The sequence below is a fragment of the Flavobacterium ginsengiterrae genome (genome assembly GCF_039539785.1).
GTDB lineage: Bacteria > Bacteroidota > Bacteroidia > Flavobacteriales > Flavobacteriaceae > Flavobacterium > Flavobacterium ginsengiterrae.
Genome location: NZ_BAABDU010000004.1, coordinates 1,066,300 through 1,081,753 on the forward strand (window position 1 = coordinate 1,066,300; position 15,454 = coordinate 1,081,753).

The 15,454-nt window shown below is 31.8% G+C and carries 9 protein-coding genes; 2 read left to right on the forward strand and 7 right to left on the reverse strand.

Going from position 1 to position 15,454, the window contains the following annotated elements; translation table 11 throughout:
• Positions 1-38 precede the first annotated feature (38 nt).
• The 3 genes from ABD859_RS15175 to ABD859_RS15185 form a co-directional block, all read right to left on the reverse strand.
• Positions 39-3,065, reverse strand: coding sequence for a SusC/RagA family TonB-linked outer membrane protein (locus ABD859_RS15175; RefSeq protein ID WP_345145430.1), 3,027 nt, complete (start codon positions 3,063-3,065; stop codon positions 39-41).
• 432 nt (positions 3,066-3,497) lie between these two features.
• Positions 3,498-7,625 (reverse strand): two-component regulator propeller domain-containing protein, encoded by a 4,128-nt coding sequence (locus tag ABD859_RS15180; protein WP_345145431.1) that lies wholly within the window; start codon positions 7,623-7,625, stop codon positions 3,498-3,500.
• Positions 7,626-7,861: 236 nt separating this feature from the next.
• On the reverse strand, positions 7,862-8,428 hold the full coding sequence (locus ABD859_RS15185) for a DUF4738 domain-containing protein (protein ID WP_345145432.1): 567 nt from the start codon (positions 8,426-8,428) through the stop codon (positions 7,862-7,864).
• Positions 8,429-8,640: 212 nt separating this feature from the next.
• On the opposite strand from ABD859_RS15185, the gene ABD859_RS15190 reads away from it, so the two are divergent.
• Complete coding sequence (locus ABD859_RS15190; RefSeq protein WP_425554258.1) at positions 8,641-8,775, forward strand: IS3 family transposase; 135 nt, start codon at positions 8,641-8,643, stop codon at positions 8,773-8,775.
• A 90-nt stretch (positions 8,776-8,865) separates the two neighbouring features.
• Here ABD859_RS15190 and ABD859_RS15195 read toward each other — a convergent pair whose 3' ends face one another.
• From ABD859_RS15195 to ABD859_RS15205, 3 genes are all read right to left on the reverse strand, one after another.
• Positions 8,866-9,795, reverse strand: a complete 930-nt coding sequence (locus ABD859_RS15195; protein ID WP_345145433.1) for a hypothetical protein — start codon at positions 9,793-9,795, stop codon at positions 8,866-8,868.
• A 739-nt stretch (positions 9,796-10,534) separates the two neighbouring features.
• A complete protein-coding gene (locus ABD859_RS15200; RefSeq protein WP_345145434.1) occupies positions 10,535-11,155 on the reverse strand; it encodes a hypothetical protein in 621 nt (206 codons plus the stop codon).
• Between the two features lie 25 nt (positions 11,156-11,180).
• Positions 11,181-14,606, reverse strand: a complete 3,426-nt coding sequence (locus ABD859_RS15205; protein ID WP_345145435.1) for a glycoside hydrolase family 24 protein — start codon at positions 14,604-14,606, stop codon at positions 11,181-11,183.
• A 1-nt stretch (position 14,607) separates the two neighbouring features.
• Between ABD859_RS15205 and ABD859_RS15210 the strand changes: the two genes are divergently transcribed.
• Positions 14,608-14,913: a hypothetical protein gene (locus ABD859_RS15210; RefSeq protein ID WP_345145436.1), complete on the forward strand. Its 306-nt coding sequence runs from the start codon at positions 14,608-14,610 to the stop codon at positions 14,911-14,913.
• Positions 14,914-15,068: 155 nt separating this feature from the next.
• On the opposite strand, the gene ABD859_RS15215 is transcribed toward ABD859_RS15210, so the two are convergent.
• Complete coding sequence (locus ABD859_RS15215) at positions 15,069-15,251, reverse strand: hypothetical protein (RefSeq protein ID WP_345145437.1); 183 nt, start codon at positions 15,249-15,251, stop codon at positions 15,069-15,071.
• Between the last annotated feature and the right edge of the window lie 203 nt (positions 15,252-15,454).

Genomic DNA, 15,454 nt, shown 5'->3' on the forward strand with positions numbered 1-15,454 from the left:
TTATTTTTTTATTTTATTGAATGTCTTAAACGCTGTTATTAAAAACCTACTTGTAAGCCAATAACACAAGTTACAGGTTCAGGATAATCGCTGATTTCTTTTTCTGGACTGTATGACTGATAATCTGTAATCGTTACCAAATTGCTTCCTGTTACATACAATCTCATATTGCTTAATCCAAGAGATTTTAATGTGTTTTGTGGGAATTTAAATCCGACAGAAACGTTTTGTAAACGAATGTATGACGCGTCCTGTAATCCTAAACTGTTGATGTAAGGCGGATCGTTTCCGTCTCTTGGTCTCGGCCAATTTCCTCCTGGGTTTTCTGGTGTCCAATAATCTTGTTTGATTCCGTTTTTAACTCCTCTTAAAGAACCTCCACGTACATAATCATATAAAAATAAATTGTCTCTTGTAACGCCTTGAACCGTATAGATATCAGCAGAAAAATCAAACTGTTTGTATTCTAAAGCCAATGAGAAAGTACCGAACCAATCTGGCATTTTTGAAGTAATAACTCGGTCCTGATCTGGATTTGGATTAGCTCCGTTTGACGGATCTGCATCGTATAATTTAATATCTCCTGGATATAAAGTCGTTCCTGTTACCAGCGGAATATTTTCGCCTTCCTGATAAATTCCGACAGCTTTATAGCGGTAATACACATCAATCGGTTTTCCGATAAACCATAAGTTTCCGACAGCGTCATCTTCACGCCCGTCGCCGTTTGTGTCTTTTCCGTAGATACTTACAATGCTGTTTTTATTTTTAGTGAAAGTAGCGCCTACATTTAATCTAAAGTCTTTCTTTTTGATCAAATCGCCATTCAAAGTAATCTCTAAACCTTTATTATTTACTTTACCAATATTAGAAAGTTTGGTGGTGTAACCTGTATTTGCATTTAAGGCTTCATAAATCAATAAATCTGACGTATCAGTATTGTAAACCTCAACTGTACCTGTTAATCTGTTTTTGAACAAACCAAAATCTGCAGCAAGGTTTAACTGTGTAGAAGTTTCCCATTTCAAATCTGGATTCGATAATTGATTTCCCGGAACATATCCTGAAACTTTTACACCATTGATAATATAATCTCTCTGTGTAGCGGTTGCCATACTTTGATATGGATCTTTAGGCTGATTCCCCACTTTACCGTAACTCGCTCTTAGTTTTAAATTACTCAAAACAGGAACATGCTCTTTCATGAATTCTTCGTTTGTAACATTCCACGCCGCGTTTACAGCTGGGAAGAATCCCCATTTATTATTGGCTCCAAATACAGAAGATCCATCGGCTCTGCCTGAAACTGTAAAATAATATTTGTTATCAAAATCGTATTCTAATTTTCCTGCAAATGAAATCAGCGATCTTTCGCTTCCGCCAATTAAAGGCGTGTTCAGGAAAGCACTTTCTAAACCATAAATTCCTAAAATATCGCTTGGAATTCTGTTTGCTGAGTTTTTAAAATCATTATATTCTGATGAAGTTAATTCGTAAACTCCTGTCACATTAAAATGATTTTTTTCGGCTAAATTCAGATTGTAATGCAAAATATTACTCAATTGATATTCTACATTATCTTTAAATTCGATATAACCACTTCCCTGCCCAGAATTGGCAATCCCTGAAAGTGATTTTGAACTGTTAAAAGACATTCCTTTAAAATTCCACGATCTACGGCTGGCATTTAATTTATACGTAAAACCTTTTGCCAGATTAATATCCAAAAAGATATTCATGATATCATTTCGGTTCAGCTCGTTTGTCCTAGTTTCGTAAACATCAATCAGCGGATTTGGTGTTTCCTGAATTCCTCCCGGCAGATAACGGAACGAACCATCTTCATTGTATATTTGTCCAAGTGGCGAAGTATTAATAGCATTATTTAAAATGTTACCAACATTAGGTCTATTGGTTTCTGAATATTGAAGCGAAACGTTCATTCCTATTTTCAGCCAATCTGTAATACGCTGATCGACATTGACTCTCATCGCTACTTTTTCGAAATCTGAATTCGGAATTACGCCTGATGTATTGATGTAGTTGATACTCGAAAAAATACTTGTTTTTTCTGTTCCCGAAGAAATGCTCAAACTGTGGTTGTTGGTTACACCAGTTCTTAAAACTTCTTTTTCCCAATCAATGTATTTTCCAGATTGAACAGACTCCAATTCCAATGGTGTAAAAACCTGATTGTCGGGTCTGTAAACTCCTCCGTTACTTGTTCTGTATGCTTCTCGTTTTAGCTGGGCAAATTCTTCTCCGCTGTATAGATCAAAATTTCTATTGATGGTCTGTACTCCAGAAAAACCATTATAAGATATTTTCGCTTTTCCTGTTTTCCCTCTTTTCGTAGTAATCAAGATAACTCCGTTGGATGCTCTTGCTCCATAAATAGACTGTGCTGCAGCATCTTTCAAAATCTCTAAAGAAGCAATATCATTGGCATTGATATCATTAATACTTCCGATTACGATTCCGTCGGCGATTACGATTGGTTCGTTGCTTCCGTTAATGGATTTTTTTCCTCTAATTTGAATTGAAGACGAACTTCCCGGCCCTCCATCATTTAAACTTACCTGAACTCCGGCCGCTTTTCCTCGAAGCATTTCGCCAACGTCAGAAGTTGCCACTTTCGTTAAGTCTCCAGGTTTAACTGAAGCCACAGAACTGATTATGTCGCTTTTCTTTTTGGTACCGTAACCTACTACTACAATTTCGTCTAGAGACTGTGAACTTTGTTTTAAAACTACTTTTAAGTTTTTCTTGTTTTCCGTATCCACAGAAACCTCATCCATTCCGATGAACGAAAAAACAAGAATGCTTTTTGGCGCCGTATTAATACTGAAGTTACCATCGAAATCAGTTTGAGTTCCTTTTGTACTTCCTTTAACATGTACATTTACTCCTGGTAATGGGAGTCCTGCATTGTCGACTACTTTTCCTGAAATGGTATTTTCCTGCGCATTCACATGGAGAGTGAAACTCAACAGAAAAAACATTAAAATTAATCTTAGATAATTTCCACCTAGAAAAAGAATCTTTTCGGGTTTGTTGTTTTTCATTGTTAATTTTTTTGGTTAGTTAATTTATAAGTCATGTAATTTATAGTTGCAAAAATGACTAATAAACAAGGTTATCAAGGGAGGAAGATATTCGTTTTTAGGGGTTCGAACGTCTTTATTTATGAATTTTACATTATTTAAACCCTTAAAAAACGTGATTCGTAATAAAAAACTTAAATAATTACGAGGTACTTAATTTTTAAACTTAACCATTGAGAAGTTTAACCGCAAAGCACGCAAAGGAAAAAACGCAAAGTCCGCAAAGCTTAAATAAACTTTGCGGACTTTGTGGAAAAAGAAAAATCTTATTGGGTTTTCCTGCAAGGTTTTCAAAACCTTGTAGGTTTCATTTTAGCTTGTTATATCGTAAAACTTATACCTACAAGGTTTTGAAAACCTTGCAGGAAATCGAAACCTAAATTTGCGGTTAAATTATTTCTCCAAAGAACTTTTATATTCCGTTGGAGAAAGACTGTAAAACTTTTTAAATTCTTTACTAAAATGTTTTCTGTCATTAAAACCTACCATATACGTCACCTCAGCAACCGAATAACTGGTTTTAGCCAATAAACTCGCTGCTTTTTTTAATCGCATATTTTTTATTAAACCAGCAACCGATTGATTGGTCAGCGTTTGGACTTTTTTATAAAGAACCGTTCGGCTCATTCCGATTTCGTTTACCAGATCGTTTACATCAAAATCAGTATTGTCAAGATTGTCTTCAATGATCTGAGTTAGTTTTTTCAAGAAGATTCCTTCTGGCGTATTTAGATTTTCTTCCTCCGAATCGGCAATGAAACCTTCGCCGTATTTCTGACGCATGATTTCTTTTGCTGATAATAAATTGGCAATTGTCAGTTTTAATTCTTCAATGCTGAAAGGCTTCGAAATATAAGCATCAGCACCTGTCGAAAGTCCTTCAATACGATTTATAGTCGAAGATTTTGCCGTGAGCATAATGACTGGAATGTGATTGGTGTTGAGATTTGTTTTAAGAATGTTACACAATTCAAAACCATCCATTTCGGGCATCATAACATCGGTTACAATAAGATCTGGAATTTCTTTTTCCATAAATTCCAAAGCCAGATTACCGCTTGTAAATTTCAATACTCTGTAATCTGTATATAAAATATCGTAAACAAAAGACAAGACTTCTTCATTATCATCAATAACCAAAACCGTTTTTTTACTGCTGTCCAATTCTTCCGGATATTCTCTTTCGTAAATCTCAATTTCGGTTTTGACATCCGAAATTGGATTGGCATTTTCTTCAATTATAACTGAATTTTCAACGATTTGTGACTTTTTAAAATGCTCTTTTCCTTTCTTTAATTGAATGGTAAAAATGGTATTAAAGTTCGGATCTTCTTCTGTCTGAACCTTAATTTCTCCATGATGCAGTTCGACGATACTTTTGCTTAAAGCCAAACCAATGCCACTTCCAAGATTGGCACTTCCGCGATCATCCAATTGGAAAAAGTTCTTGAAGATTTTCTTTTTGCGGTTGTCTGGAATTCCAATTCCGTTGTCTTTTACTTTGATTTCAATAAAATCAGAATTGTCTTTTTGTTCGACTGCCAAAGTGATTTTTCCGCCTTTACTTGTAAACTTAAAAGCATTCGAAAGCAGATTATAAATCACTTTCTCCATTTGGTTTTTATCAAAATAAATTAATGCTGTATTAATATTCAGCACAAACTTATAATCGATTTTTTTCTCGACAGCAATACCGCGGAACGACTCGTAAATATCAAAACAAAACGAAACAATATCCTGCTGTTCGCAATAGATTTTCATACTTCCTTTTTCGGCTTTTCTGAAATCCATTAATTCGTTTACCAATTTTAATAATCGATCTGAATTATTTTTAATGGTTTTGAGTTTATGTTCCAGATTCGAGTTTTTTTCGGCACTGCTCAAAAGTTCCTCAACTGGCCCGCTTATTAAAGTCAAAGGCGTTCTGATTTCGTGCGAAACATTGGTAAAGAAATCCAGTTTCATTTTATACAATTCTTCCTGTCTTTGCTTTTCAACCTGATCGAGATAATATGCCTGTTTTAATAATTCTCTATTTCTCAGAAAACGGAATAGTAAAACTCCAGCTCCAGCCAATAATGCGATGTAAAACAAATAAGCCCACCAGGTTCTCCACCACGGCGGCAACATTGTAATTTTTAAAGTTTTAATGTTCGGATTCCATTCTCCGCCTCCATTTGAGGTTTTGATTTTCAGTGTATACGTTCCCGAATTTAAATTGGTTAAATTGATATAATGCTGCGAACCGATAATATGCCATTCGTCTTTATTGAAGGAACTTTCTAACTTATAAGCATATTCATTTTTTTCCGGCGAAATGAAATTCATCGCGCTAAATTCAAGTCCGATATAGCCCTGATCATGTTTTAAAGTAATTTCAGTCGTTTCGCTGATGCGTTTTTCCATCGAAACCTCTTTACTTCCAGGTCTGATTTCTTCGTTGTTTACTATAAGTTTCGTGAAAACAATCGGCGATTTGTCTTCGGTTTTAATCAATTTTGAAGGATTGAAAACAATCAAACCGTTCGAAGATCCAAAAACGAGTTGTTTGGTATTTAATCTGACGCTGCAATTGTTCGAAAACTGTTTTACTTTTAATCCGTCTTTAGATGAAAAAGAAGTGATTTCAAAATCTTTAATATTTAAAACCGATTTCAAATTTTTAGTTCTGATTTTATAAAGCAGATTGTTATCACTGATCCAGATATTTCCTTCTGTATCTTCCGAAATACTTTTTATCGTTTCGTCTGTAAAACCCATCGAACGGTTGATCTCAAAAAAACGTCTTTTCTTTTCGTCAAAAATATTAACACCGCCACTTTCAGCTCCAACCCAGAATCTACCTTTAGAATCGGTAAACATGACGGTTAAGCTGTTATTAGAAAGTCCGCTTTTTGGTCCGGCTTTAAAAACTCTTGTAACTTGTTTTAGTTTTTTATCGAAATAGTTTAAACCATATTGTGTGGCAATCCAAAGTCCGTCTTTTCTATTTTCAATGAAAGTAATAAAGTTATCGCTTAGTGAATTCGTCGAACCGTCGGCCATGTAGATTTCTACCGTTCCGTCGGGCATTACTTTTTTTAATCCGTTTCCGTTGGTGCCGACCCATAAATCGCCGTTATCCATTAATAAAGAAGTAATCGGACGTTCTCTTTCTTTGGAATCCTTCCGCGAAAGCGAAATAAACTGAAACGATTTACTGTTTTTATTGAATTTGAACAATCCGTTGAAAGTGCCGCAGAACAGATTTTGTGCGTCCTGATTCGCCAAAGCAGTGATCATATTCACGCTTTTGTCAAAATCGTAACCCTCAATTTGATACGAAGTATTAGCGTTGTTTTTGAAATCCAGATAATTTAAACCGCCGCCATTTGTTCCTACCCAAACCGAACCGTCGTTTTCTCTGGCAATTGCATTTACAAAAGCTGTATTCAAGCCAAAATTAGGTCTTACAACTTCTCTAATATTGGTAAAATTAGTATTGGTTTTTTGGAAGAAGTTGACACCGCCTCCGTTTGTTCCAACCCAGATATCGTTATGACGGTCTTTTAAGAAACATTTTACATCGTCGTCTGAAAGGCTGTAAGGCTGCAACGGATTGTGTCCGTATTTGGTAAATTCGTTTCGGTCTTTTTTGTAAACACACAAACCGTTTTTGGTGGCAAACCAAAGCGTGTTATTGTCAACCGCTGCAATATCGTTGACCCAATTGGAACATAAACTGGTTTTTCCTGGCGAACTTACCAAATAGTTTTTTACGGTATTTTTATCTACATCAAATTTAAAAACGCCGTTGGCTTCGGTAGCAAACCATAAATCGCCATTTTTCTCTTTAATGACTTTCCATACTTTCGATTTTAATAAATCTTGGTTTTCGGCCAGAGCTTTTGGAAGCGCTTTTTTCGAACCGTTTTTCGGATCAAAACATTCCAAACCTTTTGAAGTTCCCACCAAAACACCATAATTTTTATCATAAAACAAAGACAAAACCCTGCTTTTTCTAAATGGTGAATTATGGTCGTTGGAGATTTCTTCTAATACATATTTCTGTTTATTTAATCTTTTGATCCCGCCAAAAGTTCCAATCCAGATTCGGTTTTCATCGTCCTGAATTAGAGAGGAAATGTAGTTTCGTCCGCCTTTTATTTTCTGAACATCGACACGCAGAAAGCTTCTTTCGTTTTTATTGAAAAGATTTAGTCCGTTGTTGGTTCCGATCCAAAGCTGTTTTTCGTTGTCTTCTAAAATTACATTAACGTGATTGTTGCTGATGGTGTTGAGAATGTCTTTGTTGTAAACATATCGCAGGAAATCATAACCGTCGTAACTGATTAATCCGTTTGCAGTTCCAATCCAAATAAACCCCTTTTTGGTTTGATGAATACTTGAAATCATACTCTGCGAAAAACTCACATCATAATCAATATGATCAAAATACAAATCGGATCGCTGTGCTTTTGCACCGAAAGAAATTGATAGAAATATAATACAGCTTAAAATGTAATTTTTAATGTTTTTCATAAACAGATTTTAAAAACGTCCGGATTTCAAAACGATTTATTTTCATTTGAATAAACCTATGAAAAAAATCAATTGAACGCACTGCAAAATAAATCTATTGCAAAAAAAAGAGGGAGTTGTATTTTCTTTTTAAGGGGTGGATTTGTGTTTTTTGATGAATGTTTCTTGTATTAATGAAAAAGCGCAAAAGTCAAAAAGACTTTTGCGCTTTTAATACTGTGTCCATAACTCAAATTCTACAAGAGTTTGATTTTTTCTGGATTATCTTTCTGTATAAAAAAATTAATTTTTTCAACCCAGTCAGTATCAGGAATATTCAATGTAGCTTTAAAAAAGAAATCTCCATTTTTTTCATTAACAAATTCAATATACTTAATAATTGAGTATTTATTAAATTCTGCATCTTTAATCTTAAAATCAGATTTATTAATTTTTTTTGTAAAAACAACCTTATCTCTTTCTTTCAAATAAATTACCGATATCCTATTATGATATACATCAAAATTAATATGATACAAGTCATTATCAATATTCTTTACAATAGAACTATCATTAAGACTGTAATTAGTTATTTTTAAATCAAAATTTTCGTTGTTGAATTTTATTTTTTCAGCGCTTTTAATAGTATCCAGATCAATTGGCCAAAAGTTGTTAATTGTATCTTTATCTTGTTTTTCTTCTACGACATCATATTTACTCAATTCTTCCTCTTGAGATGTTTTTTGAATTTCATTTTCTTTAGTTTTATTCCTGCTACAGCTTATTATAATTAATAAGGCCAAAAAAATTAATATTTTTTTCATATTTAATTTTGAAATCTTGATATGCTTTTCGTATATTTTTAATACGAATATATACCATAATTATTGAACTGCGAACAAGAAATACAGTTAAAGTAAAAAACGCAGAAGTCTAAGATTTTAATTAAATTCAATTAATGTTTAAAAGGTAGTTTGGAGAAATACCGAATAAAACTAATCTAATACTGTATTCTGATTAAGGATGGAAGTATCAGATAAAATACAGTTCTATAAATCAATTAGAACGAGAAATAGTCAAATACATAAATTACTATAATAATGATAGAATAAAACTTAATTTAAAAGGAATGAGCCCGATACAATACCGAGCTCATCATTATCAAATTTAATTATAAATTCGTCTAAACTTTTGTGTGCAGTCATTCATGGCAGCTTTTTTATAAATGTATTTTTTAAATAATCACTAACCTTTTTTTAGCTTATAGTCCTTCTCTTTCATCTTTCACTATTGGAAAATTATAAGTAGGTTTTTCTGCTAAGTCCTTATTCAAAATATAGCCTTTTTCAAGATGCTCTCTGTCATAAATATCAAGCCAATCTTGACTAATCTCCTGATTTTTTTTTAGGGTATCGTTTATAATAATCCAATCGTTGTATTTTAAAGTTGCAACAACTTTTGATGTAATATCAGGGGATTCATAAATCTTTATCTTGCTTTTAGAAGAAATAAAACGAATCGGATTGTAATTCTTCCAATGCCTATATTTTTCTTTTAATTTAAAATAATATGGTTTTTCGCAACTAACTGTATCTGCTTTGTCACTATTATCATTTTCGTACCATACTAGTTTGGTCAATACAAGTATTGAGTCTATATTTTTTTTATTAATAAATAGATACTCACTGCGCAAATCTAGATTTTGATTGTAAGTTCTTTTAGATTCCTCATCTTTCCATGGAGAAGAAGGCACATACTGGAACTTCCAAACATTATCTTTTGGTTTTATAAGGGAAAAATAAATCTTAGCATCTTTATCTTCTCCTTCATCAAATACAGATATAATGTAATTGAAACTATTTTTTATAGTGTAATTTTTAATTCTGTATAGTTGACTCTGATATCTATTAAAATCATCAGAATAAAAAATATTATCAATGGTAGCTTCATCAGCTAAACGCTTAACATTAAAATTAAGAGTTACATCTACAAAATCACCTTTTTTACCTAAAAAATAGAAATATTCATTTTCATAAAGAACACGATGGAAAACCTGATTTTCAAGCTCTTTTATTTTTGTTTTGTTTTTAATCTCTATTGTTTTTCTAATCTTCATTTTATCAACATCTGCTTTCTTATTTTCACATGAAATAACAATAAAACAAAGCATAACTATAATGAAGAAGCGCATATAAAATATATTAATTTTAAAGTAAATATACTACATTTCTAATACTAAAATCAATTACTCTAATTGAATACAAAGATGATTTTCAAAATCAGGAAAACAATAATTTTATTATATTTCATTCTCCTTTCTAATTCTTTTTTAAATTCTATTCTTTTTAATTGGATATATACTTTATTATAAACACCTTGATAATAGGTTGAATGTTCAGTTAATGCATTATTTACAGGAAAGAAATTTCCCTGTTTTGGCAAATCAAAACCGTAATCACCATTAGGCAAACGTTGAATAATCTATAAAACCATTCTTTCCACATCAGCTTTACTAAAATCAATTTTACCATTAGAAAATGTACTAAAATTAAAATCTATAGCACTAGCTTTATTCCCATGTTTAGTTGGTATTAATGCGCCAGCTATTCTATTCTTACCAGAAGCATTCCAGACCATAAAACTTCCTAACTTTAATTTATTAGGCTCTTTCGGGTTGTAATTATTTTAAAATACAATTTTGAATAATTAGAACACGAATTAAACAGATTTACTTTGTAAAAACGCGGACAAAAACGGATTTTTTTTAATTTTTTTATGTAAATCCATTTTTGTCCGTGTTTTCGTGATAACGAATCCGTGTCAAAATATATATGATTTTTGAATACATCCAAACGGGCAGTTTTAATTAAAAAAAGCGCAAAAGTCTAAAAATGACTTTTGCGCTTTAAATAGAATATCTAAATATCTGTTTATTTAATTTTTTTGAAAATTTTATCATCTGAACCTAAATCAGATTTTAAAATAAGTTCTGTAGAATCTTTTATTTCAAAAATTAATTCTCTGCTAATTTCAAGTTCTGTTACTTCCCACTTTTTATTACCGCTTTTTAAAGCTTCTTGAGTAGATTGAATTGGTGGATAAATTGGATTCTCTAAAATATCTGAAGACGCTAAATTAATATTAACTTTTAGAGCATTATTTTCTGAAGGCTCACTTTGCACTGTCCCAACAAAAAAGCCTGGTTTGTAACCTTCTCTAGATTCATCAAATAAATCTGTATTCCCGTAAAATATTCCAGATAATGCGACTTCAATATTTTCTCCTTTTTCATTTTTTTCTTCCCAAGAATATCCTTCAAAATTAGGAATAGTTTTAATATCTACTTTTTTCAATATCAACAGAAGATTCTCATCTGGAGTATCAGTATTTTTATACTCATATTTCCCAATGAAGTTATTCAAATTATCATTTTGATCAACAACAACTTTACTTTCAATTACTGGAGTTTCTACTTTTTGTTCTTTTTTAGGCTCTTTACAACCAATTAGGAAAAGAAACAATAAACAAAAAACTATTTTGATTTTTTTCATAACTTTTTTTTCAAAAATAGATTAATTATTGATTAATTTGAATGTGATAACAATTATTTTTTGGCTCGTATAAAATATGATCTAATTCTTTTCTTTTCAAGAACTCTTTTTTAAAATCTTTTGGATTTGGTAAGCCTGAATATTGAATATCAAATGTTTCTAGAAATATATAATTACCTAAATGTTTAGATACATTTTCAGGATCTAATGCAATTATTTTTTCTTCCATCTTTTTTATCACAGCTTCTTTTTCTTTTTTATTTATTTCAGCTTCTTTAATATAAACTTCTACAACTTTATCACCTATATCACCATAAACTTGGTCTTTTTGATATTTCCCACCCGTACTCTCACAATTCTCATACATAATTCTTGCTTGATCGTAGGTAGATCTTTTAGTGCTTGTAATTTTTATTTCAAAGTTTTTAGAAGCACTAGATACCTCTTTCAAAACATTAATTGTTTTAAAAGATAAGTCAGCCCTATTTGCTGAAGATCCTACAAATTTAAGAATAACATCATTAATGATTTCTTTCTTTTGGTCATCACCATATCCTAAATCTTTTAAAAACCCTGACTTTAATGATAAAGGTGATTTCCCTTCTAATTCTTCTTTCAAGAATTTTTTATATTCTGTCATAACCGTGTCCCAAGTAACAGTTGGTTGTCCATGAGGCGAATCAGGCAAACTTGCCCACTCTCCTTGACAAAGTTTTACTGCATCTTCAATTTTATCTTCTCTTATTAACCTTATGACATCTTTACCTCTCTTATGCTTTAAAATTATTAAAGCAAATTTATCTTGTGATTCTGGAGAAAAGTCTTTTATGTCATAAAATTCTCTAAACTTCTTTCCCCAATCATTCCATATATCTTTTTTAATTTGATAAGCACCAGAAGCACTTGAATAATATATTTTTTCTTTTCCTTTTGAATCTTTCCCTTTAGCTTGTATAACAATCCCTGGGTGATCTTCCCAAGTTTTTTTATAGTCATCTATAAATGAACTTCCTCCAAATAATTTTTCATATCCATCATTCTTTATAGTACCTTCTCCTACTCGAATCATTCTTAAAAATGCCTTAATTCTAGCTTCCTGCAATATTGCATCATTATTTAATACTCCTACTTTCTTTTTCCCTTCCCCAACAATCATAACCAAGACCTTATTATCCAAATGTCTTGTAGAATAACCTTCAACACCTGCATAATACTTTATTGTTGTTCCAATTTTGAGTTTTTTATCCAGATTTTTTAGAAGAAAACTTGTTGTTCCAATTCCTTCTGAGTTTACTTTTGCTTTTCCAATGAAAGATGGTCCTTGGCTTACTTTATGAGCTTTTAGTTCAATTTCTTCTCCAACCATATTTTGGGTTTTCGCAACTAGAGTAACAATTGCGCCTTTTTTACCAAATGGAACCTCATCTTCTGGCTTTACTCTTTTACCATCATATGTAAAATAAACATCTAACACTTTCTTCTCTGTTGTTAGAGAAATAAGAGTATTAGCATCGTAATTAGCCGGCGATTTAAATGGGTATGGTTTTGCATTCTGAATTCCTATTAGCTTAAATCCTATTTTAGCATTTTTTCTGGTTTGGAATCCAATTAATTTTTGGAAATTCAAATCGAAACTAATTTCTTTAAAAATATTTCCACTTTCATTGGTCACTACATCAATGAAATGATTTGTTTTTTTGTCATTTAAATAAAAATAAATTCTAACTTTTTGATTATTATAATGTGGAATACTGGCATTAATGTAATTGTTTTCTAAAAGACCTGAGATTGTTTTTTTAGTTCCTCCACTCCATGCCCAATACGCTTCTGCAATTTGTGGTTCTTTTACCTCAAACTTGTAAATACATTGCGATTTAGCACCTTTTTGACGATCACTAAAAGCTTCTACAGTATAATTTCCTGCTTTTTGAGGAATAGATATAATGAAAGAGTTCCATTTATGAATATACGCCCTTTGAGGATCTTTTTTGTTTTCAGATAAATCAAATCCAGAAGCCAAATAAGGTTTATTATTAGCATCGTAAATCATCCATCTTACATCTTCTTTTTCATCAACTGTAGGCGGATTTATTTTGAAAGTTTTGGTTTTTAAAGTCAGCTTGCTGTTTGGAATTCCTAACAAGAATATATTACTTTCTGAACTGTTTTCAGCCAAACCAATACTTGTAACTTCATTTTGAATTACAGAAGTTTTAAATTCCTTAGTTAATCCATATTGGTCTTTACTTGCAACTTTAATTTTATAAGTTCCCAAATCAGGCATAGTAAGTTTAATAATTCCAGTTGAATCTAATTCTCTCTCTTCAGAAATTAAAGCTGATTTACCTGATATTGTAGTTTCAATTTGGTAATAAAGTTTTATTGGATTTAATGATTTTACCGTAGTATTTTTTAGAGAAACTTTAAATACTTTTTCTTCTACAAACGGTCTGGTAAATTCTCCTTTAATTGTTGCAGGAGGTGTAATTACAATGTCCTGATCGTCAATTTTAAGTTCTATAAAAGTAGCTGATTTTACCCCTTTTTTTTGTTTTACTGTATGGCTCTGTCCATAAGCATCAATTCTATAAATTCCTGGCGTGTCGAAATTATAACTAAATGAAGTCCCTTCATTTTTAAAGATATTTTCTTTCTTGGTATTGGTATTGTAAACTATCCAGTTAATATTTTCTTTTTGATTTACTTTCTGATTTATAAAAGCTTCATCAACAAAAAATTGCAAGCTTTCACCAGCAATAAACGAAGTAACATTGGCATTTTTAATTTTTATAGCACCTTTGTTTACTCCGCTTCCTGTTAGCTTTGTTTCGCTAACTTGTTTAACATAAATATCTTCTTTTCCAATAGCTGCATAAAGTTTATCTGCACTTAAATTTGGATATACTTTTGTTTTAGTGGTAATGCTTATAGTATTTGGAAGAGTTTCCAGCCCTTCAACTTCTTTAAGTAATAAAAATAACTCGTCATATTGCTCAAAAAGATTCGCAACATTAGTTTTATCATCTGCCAGCTGTTTTTTGATTGTTTCCCAACGGGTTTTATTCTCTTTAGAAATAGATCCTTTAAGTATATTAGCATCAATTGCTTTAATCATTTTTTGGCGAACGGATTCCCAATTAAAGTTCTGAATTTCAACAGATGATATTCTTGATCGTTTCAAAGCTGCATACATTTCTGTAAAAAGCATTTCACCTGGTTTTCCATTAAAATCAGCTACTGTTGCTCCTTCATTAAAAGCGTTACTAATACGAGTCCAATATTGAATTGTTTCTGTATCATTGGCTTTAGCTGCCTCAGCTAATTTCTTTTCAATTTCGGCTTTGATAACTTCAACAGAAGGTTCATCATTGTTTAATTGAAGATCTTGCGGCACATTCAGTGTTTGTTTTGTGTCTATGCTTTGATATATCTGACTGATTGAATCATTCATAATGTCATTTTCTGCTTCTGAAACCGGAAGAGTATTGCCTGCTGATGTGAAAGAATTCATCATTATTCTTTCTGTAGTATCAGATGCGCCTCTCCCGATTGAAGCAGTGGATATTTGTGTAAACAAAGGAGTCTGCGAAACCGAAGAAGTATTGTTAATCGATAGAGCTGTTTTATCTGCAGCATGGATACCGAAAACGCCTTCTTCGGATAAGTTTGCAGGATTATTTAAGACAGTATTGACAGCATTTTGCTCCTGCCAAATTTGTACGATATCTTTATGCTGGTTCATTTCTTTTGAAACCTGAGCCAGTTCTTTTATAATAGTCTTTGTTAAGTCTTCAGAATTTTGTGAAGAACTAGTCTTTTTTATTAAAAGATTGAAATTGTGAATTACTTTTTTGTTCATAATGAAGCTTTTTACTGGGTACAAAAATACTTCGCCTGTTTATGATTTAAAAACTTAAAACCCTTTGTATTCAGTAGCTTCAGTAAGTTTTGCTTTTACTGAAACTACCGAATTACCATCTCTTTTTCTTGCTATTTTAAGTAATACCATTCCTACTTTTGCGATCACCAAAAACAAAATAAAACACACTGCTTGTTTTATTATATATCCATTATTTCCCCACCAAAAATACCACATACGACTCTTTATTATTAATCAATTTAAAATAGCCGTTATGGATTTTTTACTACTAAGGGGCATACATAAAATGCCTAAAATTCCCGATAAGGGTATTTCTCATTCTTTTCCGTCAAAAGATTTTTTATCACGGAATTTCCCACACCACTCAAAAAAAGCCATTGTGAGAATTCACGGTGGAGCAATTTTTCGATGTCAGATAG

Coding starts and splice junctions, on each gene's coding strand:
- ABD859_RS15195 (WP_345145433.1), bottom strand. CDS start 9,795: ATGCGCTTCTTCATTATAGTTATGCTTTGTTTTATTGTTATTTCATGT.
- ABD859_RS15205 (WP_345145435.1), bottom strand. CDS start 14,606: ATGAATGATTCAATCAGTCAGATATATCAAAGCATAGACACAAAACAA.
- ABD859_RS15185 (WP_345145432.1), bottom strand. CDS start 8,428: ATGAAAAAAATATTAATTTTTTTGGCCTTATTAATTATAATAAGCTGT.
- ABD859_RS15175 (WP_345145430.1), bottom strand. CDS start 3,065: ATGAAAAACAACAAACCCGAAAAGATTCTTTTTCTAGGTGGAAATTAT.
- ABD859_RS15215 (WP_345145437.1), bottom strand. CDS start 15,251: ATGTGGTATTTTTGGTGGGGAAATAATGGATATATAATAAAACAAGCA.
- ABD859_RS15200 (WP_345145434.1), bottom strand. CDS start 11,155: ATGAAAAAAATCAAAATAGTTTTTTGTTTATTGTTTCTTTTCCTAATT.
- ABD859_RS15180 (WP_345145431.1), bottom strand. CDS start 7,625: ATGAAAAACATTAAAAATTACATTTTAAGCTGTATTATATTTCTATCA.
- ABD859_RS15210 (WP_345145436.1), top strand. CDS start 14,608: ATGTCATTTTCTGCTTCTGAAACCGGAAGAGTATTGCCTGCTGATGTG.